The 23,307-nt window shown below is 57.8% G+C and carries 24 protein-coding genes; 13 read left to right on the top strand and 11 right to left on the bottom strand.

The window, feature by feature from the left end:
- The first annotated feature begins 57 nt into the window (after positions 1-57).
- The gene (locus JJD74_RS17465; protein ID WP_200616177.1) at positions 58-702 is read left to right on the top strand and encodes an MBL fold metallo-hydrolase; all 645 of its coding nucleotides are present in this window, start codon (positions 58-60) and stop codon (positions 700-702) included.
- A 116-nt stretch (positions 703-818) separates the two neighbouring features.
- Positions 819-1,550 (top strand): OmpA family protein, encoded by a 732-nt coding sequence (locus JJD74_RS17460; RefSeq protein WP_042561010.1) that lies wholly within the window; start codon positions 819-821, stop codon positions 1,548-1,550.
- Positions 1,551-1,801: 251 nt separating this feature from the next.
- Here JJD74_RS17460 and JJD74_RS17455 read toward each other — a convergent pair whose 3' ends face one another.
- Positions 1,802-2,236, bottom strand: a complete 435-nt coding sequence (locus JJD74_RS17455; RefSeq protein WP_042561009.1) for a YhcB family protein — start codon at positions 2,234-2,236, stop codon at positions 1,802-1,804.
- Between the two features lie 144 nt (positions 2,237-2,380).
- On the opposite strand from JJD74_RS17455, the gene JJD74_RS17450 reads away from it, so the two are divergent.
- From JJD74_RS17450 to zapE, 3 genes are all read left to right on the top strand, one after another.
- On the top strand, positions 2,381-3,010 hold the full coding sequence (locus JJD74_RS17450) for an alpha/beta hydrolase (RefSeq protein WP_042562198.1): 630 nt from the start codon (positions 2,381-2,383) through the stop codon (positions 3,008-3,010).
- A gap of 24 nt (positions 3,011-3,034) precedes the next feature.
- The gene (locus JJD74_RS17445; protein WP_042561008.1) at positions 3,035-4,390 is read left to right on the top strand and encodes a tryptophan--tRNA ligase; all 1,356 of its coding nucleotides are present in this window, start codon (positions 3,035-3,037) and stop codon (positions 4,388-4,390) included.
- Between the two features lie 90 nt (positions 4,391-4,480).
- Positions 4,481-5,575: a cell division protein ZapE gene (gene zapE, locus JJD74_RS17440; RefSeq protein WP_042561007.1), complete on the top strand. Its 1,095-nt coding sequence runs from the start codon at positions 4,481-4,483 to the stop codon at positions 5,573-5,575.
- 59 nt (positions 5,576-5,634) lie between these two features.
- On the opposite strand, the gene JJD74_RS17435 is transcribed toward zapE, so the two are convergent.
- The 5 genes from JJD74_RS17435 to JJD74_RS17415 form a co-directional block, all read right to left on the bottom strand.
- Positions 5,635-6,618, bottom strand: coding sequence for an asparaginase (locus JJD74_RS17435; protein WP_200616165.1), 984 nt, complete (start codon positions 6,616-6,618; stop codon positions 5,635-5,637).
- Positions 6,619-6,685: 67 nt separating this feature from the next.
- On the bottom strand, positions 6,686-7,894 hold the full coding sequence (locus JJD74_RS17430) for a hypothetical protein (protein WP_200616161.1): 1,209 nt from the start codon (positions 7,892-7,894) through the stop codon (positions 6,686-6,688).
- Between the two features lie 15 nt (positions 7,895-7,909).
- Positions 7,910-8,797 (bottom strand): nitrilase family protein, encoded by an 888-nt coding sequence (locus JJD74_RS17425; protein ID WP_200616158.1) that lies wholly within the window; start codon positions 8,795-8,797, stop codon positions 7,910-7,912.
- 196 nt (positions 8,798-8,993) lie between these two features.
- A complete protein-coding gene (locus JJD74_RS17420) occupies positions 8,994-10,943 on the bottom strand; it encodes a flavin monoamine oxidase family protein (RefSeq protein WP_200616154.1) in 1,950 nt (649 codons plus the stop codon).
- A 179-nt stretch (positions 10,944-11,122) separates the two neighbouring features.
- A complete protein-coding gene (locus tag JJD74_RS17415) occupies positions 11,123-12,019 on the bottom strand; it encodes a GlxA family transcriptional regulator (protein WP_196304183.1) in 897 nt (298 codons plus the stop codon).
- A 250-nt stretch (positions 12,020-12,269) separates the two neighbouring features.
- Here JJD74_RS17415 and JJD74_RS17410 point away from each other — a divergent pair, with 250 nt between their 5' ends.
- Positions 12,270-13,406, top strand: a complete 1,137-nt coding sequence (locus JJD74_RS17410; protein WP_042561001.1) for an acyl-CoA dehydrogenase family protein — start codon at positions 12,270-12,272, stop codon at positions 13,404-13,406.
- Positions 13,407-13,511: 105 nt separating this feature from the next.
- On the opposite strand, the gene JJD74_RS17405 is transcribed toward JJD74_RS17410, so the two are convergent.
- The gene (locus tag JJD74_RS17405) at positions 13,512-14,552 is read right to left on the bottom strand and encodes an NADP(H)-dependent aldo-keto reductase (RefSeq protein ID WP_041073179.1); all 1,041 of its coding nucleotides are present in this window, start codon (positions 14,550-14,552) and stop codon (positions 13,512-13,514) included.
- 245 nt (positions 14,553-14,797) lie between these two features.
- Between JJD74_RS17405 and rplM the strand changes: the two genes are divergently transcribed.
- The 7 genes from rplM to JJD74_RS17370 all read left to right on the top strand — a co-directional run bounded on the left by rplM (position 14,798) and on the right by JJD74_RS17370 (position 19,682).
- Positions 14,798-15,226 carry a 50S ribosomal protein L13 gene (gene rplM, locus JJD74_RS17400; RefSeq protein ID WP_007917032.1) on the top strand — a complete coding sequence of 143 codons (429 nt, stop codon included), beginning with the start codon at positions 14,798-14,800 and terminating at the stop codon, positions 15,224-15,226.
- Positions 15,227-15,240: 14 nt separating this feature from the next.
- Entirely contained in the window at positions 15,241-15,633 is a 393-nt protein-coding gene (gene rpsI, locus JJD74_RS17395; RefSeq protein WP_008080273.1) for a 30S ribosomal protein S9, read from the top strand.
- Positions 15,634-15,901: 268 nt separating this feature from the next.
- Entirely contained in the window at positions 15,902-16,495 is a 594-nt protein-coding gene (gene petA, locus JJD74_RS17390; RefSeq protein ID WP_007917031.1) for a ubiquinol-cytochrome c reductase iron-sulfur subunit, read from the top strand.
- Positions 16,495-17,706: a cytochrome b gene (locus JJD74_RS17385; RefSeq protein WP_042561000.1), complete on the top strand. Its 1,212-nt coding sequence runs from the start codon at positions 16,495-16,497 to the stop codon at positions 17,704-17,706. Before petA ends, JJD74_RS17385 begins: the two co-directional genes overlap by 1 nt.
- The gene (locus tag JJD74_RS17380; protein ID WP_042560999.1) at positions 17,706-18,488 is read left to right on the top strand and encodes a cytochrome c1; all 783 of its coding nucleotides are present in this window, start codon (positions 17,706-17,708) and stop codon (positions 18,486-18,488) included. The genes JJD74_RS17385 and JJD74_RS17380 overlap by 1 nt, the downstream gene beginning before the upstream one ends.
- Before the next feature lie 146 nt (positions 18,489-18,634).
- A complete protein-coding gene (locus tag JJD74_RS17375; protein WP_047303097.1) occupies positions 18,635-19,252 on the top strand; it encodes a glutathione S-transferase N-terminal domain-containing protein in 618 nt (205 codons plus the stop codon).
- Between the two features lie 16 nt (positions 19,253-19,268).
- The gene (locus JJD74_RS17370; RefSeq protein WP_150592664.1) at positions 19,269-19,682 is read left to right on the top strand and encodes a ClpXP protease specificity-enhancing factor; all 414 of its coding nucleotides are present in this window, start codon (positions 19,269-19,271) and stop codon (positions 19,680-19,682) included.
- Positions 19,683-19,770: 88 nt separating this feature from the next.
- Here JJD74_RS17370 and JJD74_RS17365 read toward each other — a convergent pair whose 3' ends face one another.
- The 4 genes from JJD74_RS17365 to JJD74_RS17350 all read right to left on the bottom strand — a co-directional run bounded on the left by JJD74_RS17365 (position 19,771) and on the right by JJD74_RS17350 (position 23,217).
- Positions 19,771-20,349 carry a BON domain-containing protein gene (locus JJD74_RS17365; RefSeq protein ID WP_042560996.1) on the bottom strand — a complete coding sequence of 193 codons (579 nt, stop codon included), beginning with the start codon at positions 20,347-20,349 and terminating at the stop codon, positions 19,771-19,773.
- Positions 20,346-20,939, bottom strand: coding sequence for a phosphoheptose isomerase (locus JJD74_RS17360; protein WP_008082788.1), 594 nt, complete (start codon positions 20,937-20,939; stop codon positions 20,346-20,348). The genes JJD74_RS17365 and JJD74_RS17360 overlap by 4 nt, the downstream gene beginning before the upstream one ends.
- 104 nt (positions 20,940-21,043) lie before the next feature.
- Complete coding sequence (locus tag JJD74_RS17355) at positions 21,044-21,406, bottom strand: YraN family protein (protein WP_200616150.1); 363 nt, start codon at positions 21,404-21,406, stop codon at positions 21,044-21,046.
- Entirely contained in the window at positions 21,406-23,217 is a 1,812-nt protein-coding gene (locus tag JJD74_RS17350; protein ID WP_042560994.1) for a penicillin-binding protein activator, read from the bottom strand. Before JJD74_RS17350 ends, JJD74_RS17355 begins: the two co-directional genes overlap by 1 nt.
- Positions 23,218-23,307 lie beyond the last annotated feature (90 nt).

The following is a 23,307-nucleotide window of genomic DNA, read 5'->3' as shown; positions in this document are numbered from 1 at the left end:
TATCGGCGTGTGAAGTAGAATCTTGAAGCCATCTTTAGCCGTTACCTCAGGATCCACATGACCGTTCAAAATCCAGCACTCATTCGCGAAACCTTCCCCGTCGGCCCTTTGCAATGCAACTGCACGATCATCGGCGATCCGGTCACAAAAAAAGCCATCGTCGTCGACCCGGGTGGCAGTCCCGACCTGATCATGGCCCGCCTCGATGCGCTGGGCCTGAAAGTGGTCAGCATCATCCATACCCACGCCCACCTCGATCACTTCCTCGCCTCAGGGCAGATGAAAGAAAAAACCGGCGCGACGCTGCATCTGCACAAGGAAGATCAGTTCCTCTGGGACAACCTCGAGATGCAATGCCAGATGTTCGGCGTGCCCTACGTTCCGGTGCCATCACCGGATCGCTGGTTGTCGGACGATGAGGAGCTGGCTTGCGGTTGCGGGGTGGCACTGCATACGCCGGGTCATACGCCCGGTTCCATGAGCTTTTGGTTTTCCGAGGCTAAGCTGTTGATTGCCGGCGACACACTTTTTCGTCGCGGGGTAGGGCGCACGGATTTATGGGGTGGCGATCAGGCGACCATCGTGCGATCGATCAAGCAGCGGCTGTACACCCTGGACGAAGATGCAACGGTGGTTACCGGGCATGGTCCGGATACGCGTCTGGGTGATGAAATGCGCGAAAACCCTTTTGTGCGGGCGTAAATATTTTGTCATGGGTGGGCGGCGGAATTTTTGTCCATTGTCATGATCCAACGCCCGCAGAGGTTTATTGCCAACCGGCCGCTGCACCTCAGAATGCAGAAAAGTAGGAGCTCTTCATGTTCACCAAGCGTCGTTTGATTATTGTCGCTACTGCCGTGGCCTTGTTGTCCGGCTGCGCCTCGCCTAACCCTTATGACAATCAGGGCCAGGCCGACGGCGGCTCCCAAGGCATGAGCAAAACCGCCAAGTACGGCGGCCTCGGCGCTCTGGCCGGTGCACTGGCTGGTGCCGCTATCGGTCACGATAACCGTGGCAAGGGTGCCTTGATTGGTGCTGCCGTGGTGGGTGCTTCGGCGGCCGGTTACGGTTACTACGCCGATCAGCAAGAGAAGAAACTGCGTGCCAGCATGGCCAATACCGGGGTTGAAGTGCAGCGTCAGGGCGATCAGATCAAACTGATCATGCCAGGTAACATCACGTTCGCCACCGATTCGGCGAATATCGCCTCCAGCTTCTATCAGCCATTGAACAATCTCGCCGGCTCCCTGAAGGAGTTCAGTCAGAACCAGATCGAAATCGTCGGCTATACCGACAGCACCGGCAGCCGCCAGCACAATATGGACCTGTCCCAGCGTCGTGCGCAGAGCGTGGCGACCTACCTGACGTCGCAAGGTGTCAGCGGTGCCAACCTGTCGGCCCGTGGCGCCGGTCCGGATAATCCGATTGCCAGCAACGGCGACGTCAATGGTCGGGCACAGAACCGTCGCGTTGAGGTCAACCTGAAGGCGATTCCGGGCCAGCAGTATGGTGCTCAGCAACAGCCGGGCACGGTTCAGCAGTATCCGTAACTGATTGCCTGAATGAAAAAATGCCCGATCCTGTGATCGGGCATTTTTTTGTGGCCGGTGCTGGCTCCATCGCGGGCAAGCCCGCTCCCACAGGGTTATGTGTGGAACACGGATTTTGTGTACACCAAAGAAACCTTTGGGAGCGGGCTTGCCCGCGATGGGGCCGGTGCATTCACCGTAAAATCCTCAGGCACAAAAAAGCCCCCGGACAACGGAATTGTCCGGGGGCTTTTGCTTGTCGCTGCGACTGATTACTTCTTCAAACCATAATGCTCATCGAGCATGCCTGGCGCATTCGGAGTCTTCGGCGCGTAATCGCGTGGCGGCTCCTGATCGCGCGGTGGCGTCAGACGCTCGCGTGGGGCCTGCACCGATTCAGAGTGCAACGAGGCGAGCAAGCGCTGGCGAGTCTGCTCGTCCAGGGCCAGACGATTGGCACCCTCGGCGAGATGATCCTGCACTTCCTGATAGCTTTGGGTCAGTTTCTTGACCAGCATCGCGGTGCTGTTGAAGTGGGTGACCACTTCGTTTTGATAACTGTCGAAACGCTCCTGGATATCATCCAGTTGACGCTGCGTACGGCTCGGCGCAGCGTTCGGCGCAACGCGCGCGATCAGGAATCCAATGGCGACACCCACAACCAGGGCAAGAGTCGGTAACAACCAAACTAAGAGCGAGTGTTCCACGAGTCCTTCCTCTATAAACGGCTTTGCTTTACGTTAACGGCTCGAACCTGCGCTGTATACCGCGATTCACTCGCAATAGATTGGCACAGACAATTTGCTAGACGAGTCGACCCGATTCGAGGTCACGGAGTTCCTTCCTTGCTGATGCGTGAAACCCCTGTAGTGATTGATGGCCCAGTCGGCCAAATTGAAGCTCTTTACCTGGATAACGAGCAGCCGCGCGGCATCGCGCTGATCTGCCATCCGAACCCGGTGCAGGGCGGCACCATGCTCAACAAGGTCGTCTCGACCCTGCAGCGCACGGCCCGCGACGCCGGTCTGATCACCCTGCGCTTCAATTATCGCGGCGTCGGCGCCAGCGAAGGTAGCCACGACATGGGCACCGGTGAGGTCGACGATGCTCAAGCCGCCGCCGCATGGCTGTTGGAAAAACACCCGAATCTGCCACTGACCCTGTTCGGTTTCTCCTTCGGCGGATTTGTTGCAGCAAGTCTCGGCGGCCGTCTCGAAGCCCAGGGCGTGCAACTCAAGCACCTGTTCATGGTTGCGCCGGCGGTGATGCGTCTGGGCGAGCAGGATCAACTGCCAGCGCATGTCGAGTTGACCGTGATCCAGCCGGAAACCGACGAAGTCATCGATCCGCAATTGGTCTATGACTGGTCGGACGAACTCCAGCGCCCCCATGAGCTGCTGAAAGTGGCAGAATGCGGACACTTTTTTCATGGCAAGTTGACCGATCTCAAGGATCTGATCCTGCCGCGTCTCTCGAATTGATTGCAGTCTGACAAGCGATTACCCATGACGAACCGTACCCGCATCCTCACCGGCATCACCACCACCGGCACGCCACACCTTGGCAACTACGCCGGCGCCATCCGTCCGGCGATCCTCGCCAGCCGCGACAGCAATGCCGATTCGTTCTACTTCCTGGCCGACTACCACGCCCTGATCAAATGCGATGACCCGCTGCGCATCCAGCGCTCGCGTCTGGAAATCGCTGCGACCTGGCTGGCCGGTGGCCTGGATGTCGACCGCGTGACCTTCTACCGTCAGTCGGACATCCCGGAAATCCCCGAGCTGACCTGGCTGCTGACCTGCGTCGCCGCCAAGGGCTTGCTCAACCGTGCGCACGCCTACAAGGCCTCTGTGGACAAGAACGTCGAAACCGGTGAAGACCCGGATGCCGGCATCACCATGGGCCTCTACAGCTACCCGGTGCTGATGGCCGCGGACATCCTGATGTTCAACGCGCACAAGGTGCCGGTCGGTCGTGACCAGATCCAGCACGTGGAAATGGCCCGCGACATCGGCCAGCGTTTCAACCACCTGTTTGGCCAGGGCAAAGAATTCTTCACCATGCCTGAAGCGCTGATCGAAGAAAGCGTGGCGACGTTGCCTGGCCTCGACGGTCGCAAGATGTCGAAGAGCTACGACAACACCATTCCGTTGTTCTCCAGCGCCAAAGAGATGAAGGACGCGATCTCGCGAATCGTCACTGACTCCAAAGCGCCAGGCGAAGCCAAGGATCCGGACAACTCGCACCTGTTCACTCTGTTTCAGGCCTTCGCCACGCCAGCACAGGCTGACGAATTCCGCAGTGAACTGCTCGGTGGCCTGGGTTGGGGCGAGGCGAAGAACCGCCTGTTCCAGTTGCTCGATAACGAATTGGGCGAGGCGCGCGACAAGTATCACCAGTTGATCGAGCGTCCGGCAGATCTGGAAGACATCCTGCAGATAGGCGCGAAAAAGGCCCGTGCCGTGGCAACGCCGTTCCTCAACGAACTGCGTGAAGCCGTGGGCCTGCGTTCGTTCGTCAATCAGGTTCAGGTGGCTGCGACCACCAAGAAGAAAGCCGTAAAAGCCGCACGTTTCGTCAGTTTCCGCGAGGACGACGGCAGTTTCCGTTTCCGTCTGCTGGCGGCCGATGGCGAGCAATTGCTGCTGTCGCGCAACTTCGCTGATGGCAAAACCGCTGGCCAGGTGACCAAGCAACTGCAATCCGGTCAGTCTCTGGACGTGCGCAGCGAAGACTTGAGCTTCAGCGTGTGGCTGGAAGGCGAGTGCATCGGCGACAGCCCGGCATTCGCTGACAGCACGGCGCGGGACGCGGCCATCGAGGCCCTGCGCATCGCGTTGACCCCGGTACAGGAATAATCAGCGGCTCGGCCCGACCAAGGGCTGATTGCCATTCCCATGGGCCGTCGCTACAGTGACGGCCCGTTTTTGTTGCCTTGCTAACGAATTATGACGCCCCTAGAACGATACCAAGCTGATCTGAAACGCCCGGACTTCTTCCATGACGCCGCGCAGGAAACTGCTGTGCGTCATTTGCAGCGCCTGTACGAGGATCTGATCGCCGCCGATCAGAACAAGCCGGGTCTTTTGAGCAAGCTGTTTGGCAAAAAGGATCAGACGCCGGTCAAGGGTCTGTACTTCTGGGGCGGCGTGGGTCGCGGCAAGACTTACCTGGTCGACACCTTCTTCGAAGCGCTGCCGTTCAAGGAAAAGACCCGCACGCACTTCCACCGCTTCATGAAGCGTGTGCACGAAGAGATGAAAACGCTCGGCGGCGAGAAAAACCCGCTGACCATCATCGCCAAGCGTTTTGCGACTGAGTCGCGGGTCATCTGCTTCGATGAATTCTTTGTCTCCGACATCACTGACGCAATGATCCTCGGCACGCTGATGGAAGAGTTGTTCAAGAACGGCGTGACCCTGGTCGCGACCTCGAACATCGTTCCCGATGGTCTGTACAAGGACGGCCTGCAACGCGCGCGCTTCCTGCCGGCCATTGCGCTGATCAAGCAGCACACCGAAATCGTCAACGTCGACAGCGGCGTCGACTATCGTTTGCGTCACCTCGAGCAGGCGGAACTGTTCCACTATCCGCTCGACGAAGCCGCTCACGAAAGCCTGCGCAAGAGCTTCAAGGCACTGACACCGGAATGCACGGCGGCGGTGGAAAACGACGTGCTGATCATTGAAAATCGCGAGATCCGTGCCCTGCGCACGTGTGATGACGTGGCCTGGTTCGACTTCCGCGAACTGTGCGACGGCCCGCGCAGCCAGAACGACTACATCGAACTGGGCAAAATCTTCCACGCCGTGCTGCTCAGCGGTGTCGAGCAGATGAGCGTCACCACCGACGACATCGCTCGCCGCTTCATCAACATGGTCGACGAGTTCTACGACCGTAATGTGAAGCTGATCATCTCTGCTGAAGTCGAATTGAAGGATCTGTACACCGGCGGGCGCCTGAACTTCGAGTTCCAGCGCACGCTGAGTCGCCTGCTGGAGATGCAGTCGCACGAATTCCTGTCGCGGGCCCATAAGCCTTAAGCAGATCTCGAATTCAGAAAAAGGGCCTGCAATTGCAGGCCCTTTTTTTGCGCGTTTGGTTAACCGGTTTGATCGAGGTAAGACGCCAGATGCTCTTGCTGTCGGCACCCGACCAGCAACCAGAGCAAAAGCCTCGCTTTGCGCGGGCAGGCGAACCCAGCCATCAAGGCACCCTTGCGCTGCAAATCGATTTCGCTGCCCTCAAAGCCGTAGGTTGACCGTGCCGTGGAGCCACAGCCGGTGCGTGTCGCGATGATTACCGGAATGTGTCGGGCGATGGTTTCGATGACTTTGGCCCAGTGTGCGGACACATGTCCGGCACCGAATCCGGCGATCACCAGCCCGTCATAGCCCAGCTCGACGACATTTTCCAGCAGCAGACTGTCCGCAGAGAGCGATGCTTCCAGCAAGGCGATCGTCTGGTTGGTGTTTTGCGGCAGAGGCAAGACTTGACGTGCAACGGGCGGCAGCAAATAACGCACAACACCTTCCATTAGAACGCCGGCAGGACCGGTCACAGGCGATGCGAACGCGTGCAGCGCCATGGAGTCGACTTTGCGCACGGCGTTCGCCCGGTGAATCTGCCCGTGGATAACCACTTGGGCGCCGCGTCCCCGACTGCTTTGCGCCAGTGCGACGCGGCCGGCATCCAGCAGGTTTGCCGGACCATCGGCACCCGCCTGGGCCGCCGAGCGCATGGCACCAGTCAGCACCAGCGGTTCGTCGTGGTCCCACAGATAATCAAAAAAAGTGGCGGATTCCTCTAGCGTGTCCGTGCCTTGAACAATGATGACGCCTGCCGCACCTTGATTGATCTGAAAGTTCGCCCAGCACAACACGCTCAGCAGATATTCGAAATCAAGTGAGGCGCCGGGCAATAGTCCGAGCGTCTCTACAGTCAACTGCGCAAGTGTTTTCAGTTCCGGCACCGTGTTCAGGAGCGCCTCGCCTGACACCGATGGAACGACTCCTTCGCCGCTTTGAAGCGATTGCATGCTGACAGTACCGCCGAGTGCGGCAATCGCCAGTTTGGGCAAGTCCATGTGATACCTCGCAAAGGAAACCGGCGGCTCCTGAATCGAATTCAAGCGCCAGCCGGGAAGGGGGGCGTCAGTGGCTTGCCAGCCAGCCGACGAGCGGAAGGATCAGCAGCGTGCTGATGGCCATGGACAACACATTCCCGATGAAACCGTGCATGTGCCCCGGCACTCGCTGCGCGAGGGCGCAAGCCAGCGGTGGGGCGATCAGGGCACCGAGCAATGCGCTTGAGACAATCACTTGCCAGTCGCCGCCGTAGGTCAAAATAGCTGCCGGAACGACTGATACCAGCGGCACATAGGTCGGGTACCAGCCTCGGGCTATCCATTGTTTGCGCCAGATCAGCACGCCCAGTGCCGAGGTCAATGCCTGGCCCGCCAGTAGTTGTGGCAACAAACCGGTGCCATAGACAGGGCTCATCGGGTTCAGGGTAAACGCCAGCAATGCGCCGACGATCAGCCCAAGACTGGCCCATTCATTGCCGAAAAAAGGCGCTTCGGAGAAGTCCGCCAAGACCCGGCGAATGCTCCAGACCACACCATAATCGGGAGCTTTGGCGGTCACCGGGATGCTGGCCTCCTCGGCGACCTGTTCGGGCGCCGCGGATGTCACCAGACTCGGCACGCAGCGGCAGAGTACGAAGGCGCCGATGCTGGCGATTGCCATGCCCGATACATTGCCGATCACCACGGGCAGGCCGAGGGGGTTGCAGACGTAATTCACTATCAGCATGCACATGGGCGTCACGAAAAGGGCTCCCATGATTGCGCCATTGATCGCGACCTTCCAGCCACCCCCAAACATCAGAACCATCGCCGCGGGCAACGACACAAATGCCGCAAACGTTGGCTGCCAGCTCGTGGCGGTGACGGTCCAGCCCCACACGAGATTGCTCAGTACCAGGCCCAGTAAAGAGCTGGTAACGAGCCACGGCCATAGTCCGCTGCCGTAACAGATGGTAAAGCCTTGCCAGGATTTTCCCGTTCGATTCGCCCAGTAACCCAGATAAGCACCTGCCAAAAGGCCAATGGATGCGAACTCGTGTTTATAAAATGCCACCTCACTGATATCTCCCAACACCCAGCGCAGCCAGGCGGTCGGCTCGGGAAGATTCGAGACCATGTGGCCGTAATCCGGCCAGCGTGCTGACCAAAGTGAGTGATTGTTCATCGAGAGCCAGACAATCAGCGCTGTAGCACTCAGCAGCAATCCAATGATCATGCTGTCGAACATTGTTCTGGCGGCGACTTGTTTCCGTGGTTTTGCGTGGATAGTTCCCATTGCTTGGCCCCCCGATTAGCGCGGAAGGCACGGATGCTCGGTGTAGCCGAGCATTCGGTCGTAGACATCGCAGCGGCGATCCCGATGGAGGTCGTTCAAGTCATTCCAGATAGGCGCGCTGCGAGCGCTGGTCAGGTCAATATCGGCGTAGAGAATTTCCTGCTGGTCGGCAGATGCCACGCGGCCGATCGGCCAGCCGTTGGTGCCGGCGATCAACGAACATCCAAGGTATCGAGCGCCGCGCTCTTCGCCGATTCGACTCGCCGCCGCGATAAACACATTGTTGACATGCGCGGCGGTCATGGTCAGATACGAGGCCATGCATTTGCCGGCGTCATCGAACAACGGTGGCGGAGTCCAGACCCAATTGTTGAGGCTGCAAATGATGTCTGCGCCTTGCTGGCTCAGGATCCTCGGGACCTCGGGAAACCAGATGTCCCAACAGATCAGCAATCCAATGCGACCGATAGGCGTGTCAAAGACCGGGAATCCCGAGTCGCCGGCAGTGAACCAGAGCTTTTCCAGGTTCCAGAGATGAGCCTTGCGGTACTTGCCGATAAACCCGTCAGGTCCCACTAGCACGCCAGTGTTGTAAAGCCTCGATCCCTCGCGCTCGGTCAGCCCGGCTACCAGATAAACCTGATGATGACGGGCGAAATCTTCCCAACTGCCAACACTCGGCCCATCTGGAACCGCTTCGGCATGGTCAAACGCATCCTGCCGGTTCTGAAAGAAATAACCGGTGCTGGTCAGCTCGGGCAAAACGATAAGGTTTGCGCCGTTGTTAACCGCTTCCAGTGCCAACTCCAGACTGGTACTCAAGTTTGCCGCGCGGTTTTGCGTGCCGACCTGCGGATCGAATTGCACGACCGCAACACGAACGGGGCTTGTGGACTCACTCATTTTTCATGACCTCTTATTATTGTTTTCACGCCGTTGAATGGCGGGGTCATAAGAGTCGAGTCGGGAGCAAAGCGTAAGTCGGCGGTTTCCGGTTAAGTTGTAGGCCTTCTCCTAGGAAGCGTAGTCCTGCGTTAACGCAAGGTCCTCGGCCTGCTGCCGGGACCCTTCGTGAACAGTGGATGGCGTGCTCAGAAAGTCAGGTGGCGTGGTGAAAATGCGGGTAGTCATCCATGGTGAAGCCGCCGTTGAAACGCGCATCGGTCTTGTCGCAAATATGAATGACTGCATCGACGGCACCGCGAAAGCAGGGCTCGGTCCAACCGGCATCAACCGAAAATGACTCCCCCGATAGATACAGGCCCGAAGCCTTTGAATAGTCTCGGTTGTATTTCAGCAGGCGGACGGCATCGTGGTAAGTCCCGGGACGGTAAAGCTTGGCGCACCCCAGCGAATTTTTATCGGTCATCCAGCGCTGTACGACGGCTTGTTGCAGGCCAATGTACGGGGAAATACGTTGTTGAATATTGCTGGAGTTCATGAGGATTCTGTCCAGTTCTTCTGCGCACTTTGCGATCAGTTCTTTGTCGCTGAAGCAGGACAGTTTGGTTGCGTCGTCCTCCCAGGTGTAACTCAAAAGAATGCAGTCGTAGCTGTAGTTCTCGTTGTAGCGGTAGGTATAAACGTCATGGATAAAGCTGTCCGTGACAATCGCTTGGGGAATGTTGGTATTGCCCGACAGAAAGGATTTTTTCAGCGGTGCGAAGACCTTGCAGCTAGTTTCCCAGTGCGCGGTTTTGTACGCGTTAATCGTTTCGAACGGCAGCATCTGAGGCGTGAAGTCTTCCAGCTTGACTCGGGTCTCGATCAACCATGAGGGTAGCGTCATGATCACTGAATCAAAGTCATTGAAGTGTTCCTGGGCCAACTCGGGCTGGCTATGTTTGCGGTTGAAATAGACGCGGATTTTTCCGCTGCCGAGTTTTTTCAATCTGCTGACGGCGCAGTCGGTCAACAGGCCTTCACTGCTTTGCTGGCAGTGCTCATAAAACGATTGGGTGGACTCGTCGGGCTGCATGAACATCAGGCATTCACTCAGCGCAGCGAGCCCCAGATAGCGTGGTTTATCAAACTGCAGGCCAGTCGAATCGAAAACCGCATTGCTGTTCACAAGGGGTGAGTCAGGCAGCGGGTCGCCTTGTTCATCCACTCGGCCATGCACTAATTGCAAATGGCTGCTGAAACCAAATATGGCGGTGCGCAGAGGATATAACGCGCACACGTCATAGAAGGCTCCCCAGCTACCGTCGCCAATCCCGATGGCATAGAAAATGGCCGACTCCTTTGCCGACATGCCCATCCCGCCAAAGTCACCGGGGGCGTCGCGATTCCAGCGCTGCAAGGCAGGCATGCCAACCAGTTCGCGGAAGGATACGGCGTGGTATTTTTCGACGATAGCGGCCCAGACGGCTTCCCAGTCCTCGCCCGCGTACATTTCGGCGACATGCCGGGTCATGCGGTCGGCGAAAGCTCTCCACTTGGCGTACACCGCTTGCAGTTCATCGCTGGGAGGCGGCGTCTGGCCGTCAGTATTTTTCCAGATCAGCATTTGCGGTGCAGCTTCTGCCGCCAGACGGCCCTCGCGCAGGTAAATGCCGGTTGATTTGACCCATTGGCTGCCAGGGTTGGCGAAGTCCGACAGCGACAAGTCAAAGGTCTTCGCGTAGTAGGCCATGAGCGATCGACCCTCAGTCGGCAACTCGCCTTCGCGGTTGAACAGAGGCATGCGCATCGCGCCCATTTCAAACGGGGTATGACTCGCGCTGGATTGAGGGCTTCCCGGAACGGTCAGGTGCCTGCCGCCTATGCGGGAGGATTGTTCGATCAGCGTGATATGCCTGAAGCCGCAGCGCAGCAACTCTCGGGCGGCGGTGAGACCGGTGACGCCAGCGCCAATGATGCAGATCCGGTGTTGTGGGTCAGTGGCGCGAGCGATGCCGTCTTTTTGCTCGACCAATGCGCGATAGTCAAAGCACAAGTCAGGAGGATTGGGAAAGCGGGGCTTCCATTTGGATGGCGTTGAGCGTTTTTTGCGAACCTCAACGCCAGCGGCTTGTGATGGGTAGTTGTAACTGGATCCGATGGTCACTGTTCATCTTCCTTGATGCGATGTGCATGTGAAGGAGTCTGTACGGCGAACCTATGTATGGACAGTCGTAAAAAAGGTCGGAAAGCCGATCTGTTTTCGCTGGTTTATGTGGGAAAAAACACGCCAGGAGCCGTCCATGTGAAAGGGCTACTCGCACATGGACGTCTGTCTGACTGTGTTTATGCAGCCTGCTGAAACTGCTGCCGATACTGGTTCGGCGACAATTCGGTGTGCTGACGGAACAGCCGCGCGAAGAAGCTCGCATCGTCATAACCGACTTCATAACTGATGGTTTTGATGCTCTTGCGGCTGGCGGACAACAAGCCCTTGGCCGTTTCGATGCGCAGGCGTTGCAGATAGTGCAGGGGTTTGTCGCCGGTGGCGGTCTGGAAGCGGCGCATGAAATTGCGGATGCTCATGCCGTGCTCGCGCGCGACGTCCTCGAAACGAAACTTGTCGGCGAAATGCTCTTCGAGCCAGTGCTGGATCTGCAGGATGATCACGTCCTGATGCAGCTTCTGCCCGCCAAAACCGATGCGGCCCGGCGAGTAGCTGCGCTGCACTTCGTAGAGGATGTCGCGCGCTACAGCCTGTGCGACGTTGGCGCCGCAGAAGCGCTCGATCAAGTAGATGTAGAGGTCGCAGGCCGAGGTGGTACCGCCGGCACAGTAGAGATTGTCTGCGTCGGTCAGGTGTTTGTCCTGATTGAGGTAGACCTTCGGGAAGCGCTCGGTGAAAGCGTTGAAAAAACGCCAGTAGGTCGTAGCTTCCTTGCCATCGAGCAGGCCGGCCTCGGCCAGCCAGAACACCCCGGTGGCTTCGCCGCACAGGACGGCTCCGCGAGCATGTTGCTCACGCAGCCACGGCAGGACTTGCGGGTAGCGGGTGCACAGCGTGTCGAAATCGTCCCAGAACGCCGGAAGGATGATGATATCGGTATTTTCCAGGCCGCCGTCCACTGGCATGACCACATTACTGAAGCTTTTCACCGGCTTGCCATCGGGGCTGACCAGGCGGGTTTCGAACGCCGGAGTCAGGCCTTGGCCCAGTTGTTTGCCGTAACGCAGGCTCGCCACATGGAAGAAGTCCTTGGCTTGCATGAGTGTGTAGGCGAAAACCTGGTCGATCGCCAGGATGCTGACGCGCCGCAAGGGCGTGGAGACGTGCTTGGACATAATTCAACTTTTGTTTTGTTTTTATAAGGGAAAGTGGTCACCAGACGGCTGGATCGTCTTATTTTTTGTCGGATGTGTCCAGTGTCCTCTATCGGAGGGGAGGCTTAGTCTCTGAAGGACACAGCCCTCCAACAAGAAAGAAAGGTGCCGCATGATCCCCAGAACCTTGTTCAGTTCCGAGCACGAATTGTTCCGCGACAGCGTACGAACCTTCCTCGAAAAAGAGGCCGTGCCGTTTCACGGGCAATGGGAGAAACAAGGCCACATCGACCGTAAACTCTGGAACAAGGCAGGGGAGGCGGGGATGCTCTGCTCGCATCTGCCGGAAGAGTACGGTGGCTTGGGGGCGGACTTTCTTTACAGTGCGGTGGTGATCGAAGAGGTTGGGCGATTGGGCCTGACCGGCATCGGTTTTTCGTTACATTCAGACATTGTTGCGCCGTACATCCTGCATTACGGCAGCGAAGCGCTGAAGCATAAATACCTGCCGAAACTGGTGTCGGGCGAGATGGTCACGGCCATTGCCATGACTGAGCCCGGCGCGGGTTCCGACCTGCAAGGCGTCAAGACCACCGCCGTGCTGGACGGTGACGAGTACGTGATCAACGGCTCCAAGACCTTTATCACCAACGGCTTTCTCGCTGATCTGGTGATTGTCGTCGCCAAGACCGATCCAAAGGCAGGCGCCAAGGGCACGAGTCTGTTTCTGGTGGAGGCGAATACGCCGGGCTTCGAGAAGGGCAAACGCCTGGAGAAGGTCGGAATGAAGGCCCAGGATACGTCGGAATTATTCTTCCAGGACGTACGCGTGCCGAAGGAAAATTTACTGGGGCAGGCCGGGGCAGGGTTTGCTTACCTGATGCAGGAATTGCCGCAAGAGCGTTTGACCGTGGCGATTGGTGGTCTCGCTTCGGCAGAAGCAGCGTTGCAATGGACAATCGATTACACCCGTGATCGCAAGGCATTCGGCAAGGCGATTGCCGATTTCCAGAACACCCGCTTCAAACTGGCGGAAATGGCCACGGAAATTCAGATCGGTCGTGTGTTCGTTGATCGCTGTCTTGAGCTGCATCTGCAAGGCAAGCTCGACGTGCCGACGGCGGCGATGGCCAAGTACTGGGGCACTGACCTGCAATGCAAGGTGCTCGATGAATGCGTGCAGTTGCACGGCGGTTACGGGTTCATGTGGGAATACCCGGTGGCTCGGGCGTGGGCGGATGCGCGGGTGCAGCGGATTTATGCCGGCACCAATGAAATCATGAAGGAGATCATTGCGCGGTCGCTTTGAGTTTTGCAGTGAGTTGACAGGCCCCTTCGCGAGCAGGCTCGCTTCCACAGGTACGGTGATCTCCTGTGGGAGCTAGCTTGCTCGCGAAAGCGGTGCATCAAACGATCACGGCGCAGGATTCGGATGATCCTTGTGAATCGCCTCGATCCCCGCCAGCACTTCATCCGACAGTTTCAGATCGAAACTGGCGATGTTGCTGTCCAGCTGCTCCAGCGTCGTCGCACCAATGATGTTGCTAGTGACGAACGGCTGCTGAGTCACGAACGCCAAGGCCATTTGCGCCGGATCCAGACCGTGTTCACGGGCCAGTGCGACATAACGGCTGCACGCCGCTTCCGATTGCGCGTTGAAATAGCGGCTGAAGCGGCTGTAGAGGCTCAGACGACCTTTTGGTGGGCGCGCGCCACCTTCGTACTTGCCGGACAGGAAACCGAACGCCAGCGGCGAATAGGCGAGCAAGCCGCATTGTTCGCGGATGGCGATTTCTGCCAGGCCAATTTCAAAGCTGCGGTTGAGCAGGTTGTACGGGTTCTGGATCGACACGGCGCGTGGCCACCCCCGTGCTTCGGCCAGGGCGAGGAAGCGCATGGTGCCCCACGGCGTTTCGTTGGACAGGCCGATGTGGCGGATTTTGCCGGCCTTCACTTGCTCGTCGAGTGCTTCGAGGGTGTCTTCAAGTGGCGTCAGGTTGGCTTCGATCTTGTGTTTGTAGCCCAGTTGTCCAAAAAAGTTGGTGCTGCGCTCCGGCCAGTGCAATTGGTAGAGGTCGATGTAATCGGTCTGCAGACGCTTGAGGCTGGCATCCACCGCTTCCGTGATGTGTTGGCGGTTGTGGCGCAGGTTTTTGTCGCGGATGTAGTCGATGGTGTTGCCGGGGCCGGCGATCTTGCTGGCCAGGATCCAGTCGGCGCGATCACCACGGCTTTTGAAGTAATTGCCGATATAACGCTCGGTGGTGGCGTAGGTTTCGGCTTTCGGCGGTACCGGATACATCTCGGCGGTGTCGATGAAATTGATCCCGGCCTCTTTGGCCCGTTCGATCTGGGCGAAGGCTTCAGCTTCAGTGTTTTGCTCGCCCCAGGTCATGGTGCCGAGGCAGATTGCACTCACGTTCAGGTCGGTACGGCCTAGCTGGCGATAGTCCATCGGGTGCTCCTTGGGCAAAACAATCATAAAAGCAGGTTGAAATATTTTTCGCAATCTGCATAATTGCCGACCTCTTTCTGCAGTGGAAGTGATGCGCCGCCGCCGAAGAATCTTGCCGTTGAACGGACGCGCCGACCCGAGCCCCCGAAAGCGTCTGTATCCGGCTGCCTTTGACTTGTCAAAGTACGCACTATTCAGTAAGATCCGCCGTCTAATTTACAGGGCGGCCCCTGAGGCTATAAAGAATGAAAACTTTTACTGCTAAACCAGAAACAGTAAAGCGCGACTGGTTTGTCGTCGACGCTGCTGGTCAGACCCTGGGTCGTCTGGCCACCGAAATCGCGAGCCGTCTGCGTGGCAAGCACAAGCCTGAGTACACTCCTCACGTTGATACCGGCGACTACATCGTCGTAATCAATGCTGAGCAGATTCGTGTTACCGGTGCTAAAACCACTGACAAAATGTACTACTCCCACTCCGGTTTCCCGGGCGGCATCAAGTCGATCAACTTTGAAAAGCTGATCGCTAAAGCCCCTGAGCGCGTGATCGAGACCGCGGTTAAAGGCATGCTGCCTAAAAACCCGCTGGGTCGCGACATGTACCGTAAGCTGAAAGTCTATGCGGGCGCTGCACACCCACATACTGCTCAGCAGCCCCAAGAACTGAAGTTTTAACGGAATAGTACATTATGTCGGCGACTCAAAATTACGGCACTGGCCGTCGCAAGACCGCAACCGCACGCGTTTTCCTGCGTCCGGGTACTGGTAATATCTCCATCAACAACCGTTCGCTGGAAAACTTCTTCGGCCGCGAAACTGCCCGCATGGTAGTTCGTCAGCCGCTGGAGCTGACTGAGACTGTCGAGAAGTTCGACATCTACGTCACCGTGATCGGTGGTGGTGTAAGTGGTCAGGCTGGCGCAATCCGCCACGGCATCACTCGCGCTCTGATGGACTACGACGAAACCCTGCGTGGCGCTCTGCGCAAAGCTGGCTTCGTTACTCGCGACGCCCGTGAAGTTGAACGTAAGAAAGTTGGTCTGCGTAAAGCGCGTAAGCGTCCGCAGTACTCGAAGCGTTAATTCCGCTTCCGCGTTCAAAAGAACGCCCGCCTCCTCACGGAAGCGGGCGTTTTTTTTGCCTGCGATTTATCAAAAGAATTGCGCTGTGACAACTTGCCACATTCGTAGAGCCCCTATACTGCAAGGCTTGAGGGTGAGAGCTCCGGGTAATTCCCTTGTCAGAATTGGGGCTTTTCATTACCATTCGGCAAAATTTTTATAAGTAACATTGATTTATTTAGTAGATGCCTGATTTAACAGGCCACAAAAGCTGATGGGAGAGGACTGAATGAGCAATGACGGCGTGAATGCAGGCCGGCGTCGCTTCTTGGTAGCAGCCACATCCGTGGTGGGTGCTGCAGGAGCGGTGGGGGCTGCGGTCCCGTTCGTGGGGTCATGGTTTCCCAGTGCCAAGGCGAAAGCCGCTGGTGCACCGGTGAAAGTGAATGTCAGCAAAATCGAGCCAGGACAGCAGATGATTGCTGAGTGGCGCGGCCAGCCGGTGTTCATTGTCCGCCGTACCGAGGAAATCCTGGGGAATCTTAAAAAGATCGAGGGGCAACTCTCCGATCCGACCTCCAAAAACTCCACGCAACCCACCTATGTCGACCCTGAAGTGCGTTCGATCAAGCCGGAAATTCTCCTGCTGATCGGGATTTGCACACACTTGGGTTGCTCACCGACCTTCCGTCCCGAAGTGGCACCTGCGGATCTGGGTAAAGACTGGGTAGGCGGTTATTTCTGCCCTTGCCACGGTTCCCACTACGATCTGGCTGGCCGCGTCTACAAGTCGCAACCCGCGCCTTTGAACCTGCCAGTTCCCCCGCATTCCTATGAGACCGATGACCTGATTGTCATTGGCGTCGATACGGAGAAAGCGTGATGAGCAAGTTCATGGATTGGGTAGATGCGCGCTTCCCTGCCACAAAAATGTGGGAAGACCATCTCAGCAAGTATTACGCTCCAAAAAACTTCAACTTCTTCTACTTTTTCGGCTCGCTGGCGCTTCTGGTTCTGGTTAACCAGATCGTCACCGGTGTCTGGCTGACGATGAGCTACACCCCATCGGCAGAAGAAGCGTTCGCTTCCGTTGAATACATCATGCGCGACGTCGAGTACGGCTCGATCCTGCGTCTGCTGCACTCGACTGGCGCTTCGGCGTTCTTCATCGTGGTCTATCTGCACATGTTCCGTGGTTTGCTCTACGGTTCGTACCAGAAACCGCGTGAGCTGGTCTGGGTGTTCGGCATGCTGATCTACCTGGCGCTGATGGCCGAAGCCTTCATGGGTTATTTGCTGCCGTGGGGTCAGATGTCCTACTGGGGGGCGCAGGTGATCATCTCGCTGTTCGGTGCGATTCCGCTGATCGGCGACGACCTGACCCAGTGGATTCGTGGTGACTATCTGATCTCCGGAATCACCCTGAACCGCTTCTTCGCCTTGCACGTTGTGGCCTTGCCGATCGTGATTCTCGGTCTGGTGGTGCTGCACATTCTGGCGCTGCATGAAGTGGGTTCGAACAACCCTGACGGCGTCGATATCAAGAAGCACAAAGACGAGAACGGCATTCCGCTGGATGGCATTCCTTTCCATCCGTACTACACCGTGAAAGACATTGTCGGTGTTGTGGTGTTCTTGTTCATCTTCTGCTTTATCGTGTTCTTCTTCCCGGAAATGGGTGGCTATTTCCTCGAAAAGCCGAACTTTGAACCGGCCAACCCGTTCAAGACGCCAGAGCACATTGCGCCGGTTTGGTACTTCACGCCGTACTACGCGATCCTGCGGGCGATCCCGGACAAACTCATGGGTGTTATCGCCATGGGTGCGGCCATTGCAGTGCTGTTCGTCTTGCCATGGCTCGATCGCAGTCCGGTCAAGTCGATGCGCTATAAAGGCTGGATGAGCAAAATCTGGCTGGTGGTGTTCTGCATTTCGTTCGTGATCCTCGGCATTCTCGGCGTTCTGGCGCCAACCCCGGGTCGTACGTTGCTATCGCAGGTCTGCACCTTCCTGTACTTCGCCTACTTCATTCTGATGCCGTTCTACACCAGGCTCGAGAAGACCAAACCGGTTCCGGAAAGGGTGACTGGCTGATGAAAAAGTTATTTTTTGCTCTGATTTTTGCTGCTTTGCCTGTCCTGTCTTTCGCGGCACCGCACGGTGGTCCGGAACTGGAAAAAGTCGACATTGACGTCGGCGACAAGGCTGCTCTGCAGGATGGTGCGCGTACCTTTGCCAACTATTGCATGGGTTGCCACAGTGCCAAGTTTCAGCGTTACGAGCGGGTTGCCGATGATCTTGGCGTACCCCACGAACTGATGCTGGAGAAGCTGGTGTTCACTGGCGCCAAGATCGGTGACCACATGAACATCGGCATGCAGCCGGCCGACGCCAAGACCTGGTTCGGCGCAGCGCCGCCGGATCTGACGCTGGTGGCTCGCGTTCGTGGCACTGACTGGCTCTACGGTTACCTGAAGTCGTTCTACGAAGACCCTACACGTCCATGGGGCGTGAACAACACGGTCTTCCCGAATGTCGGCATGCCTAACGTGCTGGTCGGCCTGCAAGGTCGTCAGGTCGTAGGTTGCAAACAGGTGCAGATCGTCGAGGACGGCAAGAAGCAATATGATCCGCTGACCGGTACGCCTCTGACTCACGAAGCGTGCGATCAACTGACCATCGTGCCGAAATCCGGTGCTCTGAATGAAGAGCAGTTCGATGAGAAGGTCAAGAATCTGGTAACCTTCCTGGCTTACTCGGCTAACCCGGTTAAGCTGCAACATCAGCGCATCGGTACTTACGTTTTGCTGTACCTGGCGTTCTTCTTTGTGTTCGCCTATTTGCTCAAGCGTGAATACTGGAAAGACGTGCACTGATACGCTTCAAGCATTGCTGTTAATCGCGCGCGCCCAAGGGCGCCTCCGACAACGTAGCGCCTGGTAAGCCAGGTGTTGCGGGAGGCGCCCTCTGGGCGCGCGCGTTTTTCCGGTTCCGATAATTTCAACAAGCGAGGAGGATCGCCATGGGCGTGACCAATCGGTTGGCCTGCTACTCCGACCCCGCCGACCACTATTCCCACCGAGTGCGCATCGTGCTTGCAGAGAAGGGTGTCAGCGCCGAAATCATTTATGTGGAAGCTGGTCGCCAGCCGCCTAAACTGATTGAGGTGAACCCTTACGGAAGTCTGCCGACGCTGGTCGATCGTGACCTGGCGTTGTGGGAGTCGACCGTGGTGATGGAGTATCTGGATGAGCGTTACCCGCACCCGCCGTTGCTGCCGGTTTACCCGGTGGCACGTGCCAACAGCCGACTGCTGATTCATCGCATTCAGCGTGACTGGTGTGGTCTGGTGGATCTGATTCTGGATCCTAAAAGCAAGGAGGCCGCGCGCGTCGTGGCGCGCAAGGAATTGCGCGAAAGCCTGACTGGCGTGTCGCCGCTGTTTGCCGACAAGCCGTTTTTCCTCAGTGAGGAACAAAGTCTGGTGGATTGCTGCCTATTGCCAATACTCTGGCGTTTGCCGATTCTGGGTATTGAACTGCCGCGGCCTGCCAAGCCGTTGCTTGATTACATGGAGCGCTCGTTTGCGCGTGAGGCTTTCCAGGCGAGTCTGTCTGGTGTCGAACGCGACATGCGCTAAGGCTTAAGGAGCCGCTATGAACTCCAGTCGACCTTATCTGGTCCGCGCGCTCTACGAGTGGATTGTGGATAACGATTGCACCCCGCACATGCTGGTTAACTCCGAGTATCCAGCCGTGCAGGTGCCGCAGGGTTTCGCCAGTGACGGGCAGATTGTTCTGAACATCTCGCCAAGTGCTGTGCGTCATTTGCACATGGACAACGACGTGGTGACCTTTGAAGGTCGCTTTGGTGGTGTCCCGCACAGTCTGTACGTGCCGATCAGCGCCATCCTGGGCATTTATGCCCGGGAGAACGGTCAGGGCATGGTGTTCGATATCGAGTCGCCGATGGGTGACGAAGACGATATCGAGCAGGACGATGACCTGCCGCCACCGGACAGCGAGCCACCGCGCCCAAGCGGCCGGCCAAGTCTGAAGGTAGTGAAGTAATAAAAAAGGCGATCCGGATGGATCGCCTTTTTTATTGCCTGCTTTAAACCTGTAAGAGCTGCCGAAGGCTGCTCCTACGAGGAAGAGGTCAGTCGATGTACTCGAACAGCTTCACAATCTTCTGCACGCCGGATACGCCCTGCACCAGGTTGGTCGCCTGAGCGGCTTCCTGCTTGGTCAGCAGACCCAGCAGATAGACGATGCCATTCTCGGTCACGACCTTGATGCGCGAGCCGGGAATACTGGCGTCGGTGAGCATCTGGGTCTTGATCTTGGTGGTCAGCCACGTGTCGTTCTGACGCGCCAGCAGGGAGGAGGGTGGCAGCACTTGCAGCTCGTTGTGCACCTTCTTCACGCGCTGAACGTTGGCAGCGGCCTGTTCGGCCTTGGCCTTGAGGTCTGCGCGCGGTGTCTGGCCAGCCAGCAGCACGACGCCGTTGAAACTGGTGACGACCACGTGCGAGTCGTTGTCCAGCGCCGGGTCGGCCTTGGCCACGTTAACGCCCACTTTGGTTTCGATCAGCGAGTCATCGATCTTGCTGCCGAAGGTGCGAGTGCCGCGGTCGTCATCAATCGGCGCTTCACGGCTGGCATTCACCACCGAAGTGCAGCCGCTGATGCCGAGGCACAGAGTCAAGGCCAGAAGGCCAAGGCGATTAGGGGTCATTCTTCACTCCCGAACAGTTGGCTGTCGATCAGATCGCAGAGGCAATGGATCGCCAGCAAGTGGACTTCTTGAATACGTGCAGTGACGTTGGCCGGTACGCGAATCTCGACGTCCTCGGGCAACAGCAGTGACGCCATGCCGCCGCCATCGCGTCCGGTCAAAGCTACGACAATCATTTCGCGATCATGTGCGGCCTGGATCGCTTGAATAATGTTCGCCGAGTTACCGCTGGTCGAAATCGCCAGCAAAACATCGCCTGGCTGACCGAGTGCACGGATCTGCTTGGAGAACACTTCGTTGTAGCTGTAGTCGTTGGCGATCGAGGTGATCGTCGACGTATCGGTGGTCAGGGCGATGGCCGGCAGGCTCGGGCGCTCGCGCTCGAAGCGGTTGAGCAGTTCCGAGGAGAAATGCTGGGCGTCGCCGGCAGAACCACCGTTGCCGCACGAAAGCATTTTGCCTTCGTTGAGCAGGGCGTTGACCATGATCTGGCTGGCTTGCTCGATGTGCGGTGCAAGTACGTCCATCGCCTGTTGCTTGGTGTCGATACTGGCCTGAAAAAGCTGGCGAATTCGCGATTGCATGTCCATCTGTGTGACCTTAAGTAGCGCGGCTGTTCGGCACATGAATGTGCAGCCCGCAAAGCAAAGAGCAAAAGTTGTCGGGTGGAAATATCCGGGTTGGCGGCAGGCAATCAACTGTCGAAAGCATTCTGCAACCAGTTCAGCTGACTCGGATGGCTGTCGATGGCCACCACGTCGAAGCGGCAGGGGGAATTGGCCCAACGCGACTCGCGCTGAAGAAAATACTGTGCAGCGAAAATCAGTTTCTGCTGCTTGCGCCCATCGATGCTAGCGAGCGCACCACCCCATTGAGTGTTTTTTCTGTAGCGAACTTCAACGAATACTACTGTATCGCCATCAAGCATGACCAGATCAAGCTCGCCGCGTTTACATAACCAGTTCTGCGCCAGCAGGCGCAGTCCCTGATTTTGTAGATGTTCGAGCGCCTTGCGCTCGGCATCCTTACCGCTTTGCGAGCGTGACCTGTCAGGCATTAGCGCTGGGTGTCCGGCAGGCGCTGAACCTGGCCGCTGACGAATTGAGCCCAAGGCAGCTGACGCACAATGCGCTGAGTCTGGGTCATGCTGAGGCTGCCCGACTGACCTTCGATGCGGCTGTCCGGCAGGGCTTTGAGTTGGCCCAGACGCGGTGCCAGACGATAGGCATCGGCGCCCATGGCGTACAGGCGCCCAAGGCTGCCGGCGGCTTGTGGCCACTGCGCGGTGACTTGCTGGCGCAGCGGATCGCTGGTTTCCAGCAGCCAAGGCGTTTCGCAGAAGCGGATGCCGTTCATGTCGTTGTACTGGTTCACATCGCCGCTGGCGCTGTAAACGTGCGAGGTCGCATAGACAGGGACGTCACCGGCGTACTGGAAATTCAGGGTCGGCTTGATCTGCTGCGCCTGTTGCGGAGTCGCGGCGAGGAAGATGAATTCGATGTCCTGGCGGCGCGATGGCTGAGCGGCGACGTTGGTGCCTGCAGCATTTTGCAGGCTCTTGGCGCGGGCTTCGCTCTGGCGCAGTTGGAACATGTCGGCAATTTGCTGGGCCAGTTGCACTGGCTGGTCGACACGCTCGGTGGCAACGATGCTGCCGCCATTGGCTTGCCAATCCTGGCTGAACGCACGCAGGACGCGGTCGCCCCATTCGCCTTTCGGCACCATGATCGCGGCGCGTTGCAGGCCGTCGGCGCGGGCGCGGCGGGATACTTCGCGGGCTTCGTCTTCAGCGGCAAGGCCAAACTGGAACAGCTGCGCCGGACCTTGATCGCCTTCGCTGTAGTTCAGTGCGAGGGTGGTGATCGGCAGTTGCGGGCGAGTGCTCAGCTGTTTGACCAGCGTTTTTTCCAGTGGGCCGACGACCAGTTGCACGCCGTCGGCCTGAGCCTTGCGGTAGAACTCGTCCATGGAGGTCAGTTTCGAGCTGTCATAGAACTCGATCGCTGGTGGCTTCTGCCCGGCCTGTTGGGCCTGATAGTGCGCAGCCATGAAACCTTCGCGCAGTGCTTTGCCGACCGACGCCAGTTGGCCGTCCTGTGGCAGTAGCAGGGCGATTTTGCTCAGCGGCTGGCTGGCCAGTTCCTTGAGCTTGGTCAGCGGCAGCGGCAGATTGATTGCAGCCGGGTGCTTTGGATTCTGCGCGCGCCAGGTATCGATTGCGGCTTGTTGCTGTTCGAGCGTGCCGGCGGTTTTCACGGCCAGCGCCAGACCCATCCAGCCGCCGAGGTCATCGGTGGTGTTCGGTTGCAGTTGATCGGTCGGCAGCGAGGCGATCAAAGTCCAGATCGCTTCATGGTTCTTGCTCGCAGCTTCGTCTTTCAGCATCGGCGCAATGAAGATGCGCTCGCGGGCGGCAGCCAGGGTCTGGCCATCGGCTTCGAGGGCGCGAGCATGAACGGTGCCGGTGCGGACTTGTTGCTCTTCCGGCATTTCACCCAGTTTCTGCAGGCTTGGATGGCTCAGGGCGGTCAGCGCCGCTTTCGGCTGATTACGCGTCATCGCGAGTTCGGCGGACAGCGTATTGGCAAAAATCTGCTGGCCCGGCTTGAGTTGCTCCACCGGCACTTGTTGCAGGATCTGCGCAGACTGCCCGGCATTGCCTTGGCGATAGGCCAGGTCTGCTGCGCTCAGGCGCAACAGGGCGGCTTTTTCCGGGGTTTTAGCCTGGGAAGCCTGTTCGAGCAGTTGCTCGATGCTGGCGTCCGGAGTCCGTGGAAGTTCGCCAAGGCTGGAGGAAGGGGAACTGGCGCAAGCCGCCAAAAGGGCAGCGAGGCAGAGGGCAGTGAACAGCCGCAGGCAAGCGATCATGTAAGTGTTCCTGATACTCGATCAAATTAGCGTGGAATTGTACCCAAGCACTGGCCGGGGCGCGATGTTGCTGGCGTGAATCGGTCAATT

This window comes from Pseudomonas sp. MF6776, assembly GCF_016613125.1.
GTDB lineage: Bacteria > Pseudomonadota > Gammaproteobacteria > Pseudomonadales > Pseudomonadaceae > Aquipseudomonas > Aquipseudomonas iridis.
This window is presented reverse-complemented; position numbering and strand designations above follow the sequence as displayed.

Coding starts and splice junctions, on each gene's coding strand:
- JJD74_RS17355 (WP_200616150.1), bottom strand. CDS start 21,406: ATGCCTGACAGGTCACGCTCGCAAAGCGGTAAGGATGCCGAGCGCAAG.
- JJD74_RS17350 (WP_042560994.1), bottom strand. CDS start 23,217: ATGATCGCTTGCCTGCGGCTGTTCACTGCCCTCTGCCTCGCTGCCCTT.
- JJD74_RS17435 (WP_200616165.1), bottom strand. CDS start 6,618: ATGGACTTGCCCAAACTGGCGATTGCCGCACTCGGCGGTACTGTCAGC.
- JJD74_RS17385 (WP_042561000.1), top strand. CDS start 16,495: ATGAGCAAGTTCATGGATTGGGTAGATGCGCGCTTCCCTGCCACAAAA.
- JJD74_RS17405 (WP_041073179.1), bottom strand. CDS start 14,552: ATGGACTATCGCCAGCTAGGCCGTACCGACCTGAACGTGAGTGCAATC.
- JJD74_RS17445 (WP_042561008.1), top strand. CDS start 3,035: ATGACGAACCGTACCCGCATCCTCACCGGCATCACCACCACCGGCACG.
- JJD74_RS17450 (WP_042562198.1), top strand. CDS start 2,381: ATGCGTGAAACCCCTGTAGTGATTGATGGCCCAGTCGGCCAAATTGAA.
- zapE (WP_042561007.1), top strand. CDS start 4,481: ATGACGCCCCTAGAACGATACCAAGCTGATCTGAAACGCCCGGACTTC.
- JJD74_RS17410 (WP_042561001.1), top strand. CDS start 12,270: ATGATCCCCAGAACCTTGTTCAGTTCCGAGCACGAATTGTTCCGCGAC.
- JJD74_RS17465 (WP_200616177.1), top strand. CDS start 58: ATGACCGTTCAAAATCCAGCACTCATTCGCGAAACCTTCCCCGTCGGC.
- JJD74_RS17425 (WP_200616158.1), bottom strand. CDS start 8,797: ATGAGTGAGTCCACAAGCCCCGTTCGTGTTGCGGTCGTGCAATTCGAT.
- JJD74_RS17460 (WP_042561010.1), top strand. CDS start 819: ATGTTCACCAAGCGTCGTTTGATTATTGTCGCTACTGCCGTGGCCTTG.
- rpsI (WP_008080273.1), top strand. CDS start 15,241: ATGTCGGCGACTCAAAATTACGGCACTGGCCGTCGCAAGACCGCAACC.
- rplM (WP_007917032.1), top strand. CDS start 14,798: ATGAAAACTTTTACTGCTAAACCAGAAACAGTAAAGCGCGACTGGTTT.
- JJD74_RS17375 (WP_047303097.1), top strand. CDS start 18,635: ATGGGCGTGACCAATCGGTTGGCCTGCTACTCCGACCCCGCCGACCAC.
- JJD74_RS17380 (WP_042560999.1), top strand. CDS start 17,706: ATGAAAAAGTTATTTTTTGCTCTGATTTTTGCTGCTTTGCCTGTCCTG.
- JJD74_RS17370 (WP_150592664.1), top strand. CDS start 19,269: ATGAACTCCAGTCGACCTTATCTGGTCCGCGCGCTCTACGAGTGGATT.
- JJD74_RS17430 (WP_200616161.1), bottom strand. CDS start 7,894: ATGGGAACTATCCACGCAAAACCACGGAAACAAGTCGCCGCCAGAACA.
- JJD74_RS17360 (WP_008082788.1), bottom strand. CDS start 20,939: ATGGACATGCAATCGCGAATTCGCCAGCTTTTTCAGGCCAGTATCGAC.
- petA (WP_007917031.1), top strand. CDS start 15,902: ATGAGCAATGACGGCGTGAATGCAGGCCGGCGTCGCTTCTTGGTAGCA.
- JJD74_RS17365 (WP_042560996.1), bottom strand. CDS start 20,349: ATGACCCCTAATCGCCTTGGCCTTCTGGCCTTGACTCTGTGCCTCGGC.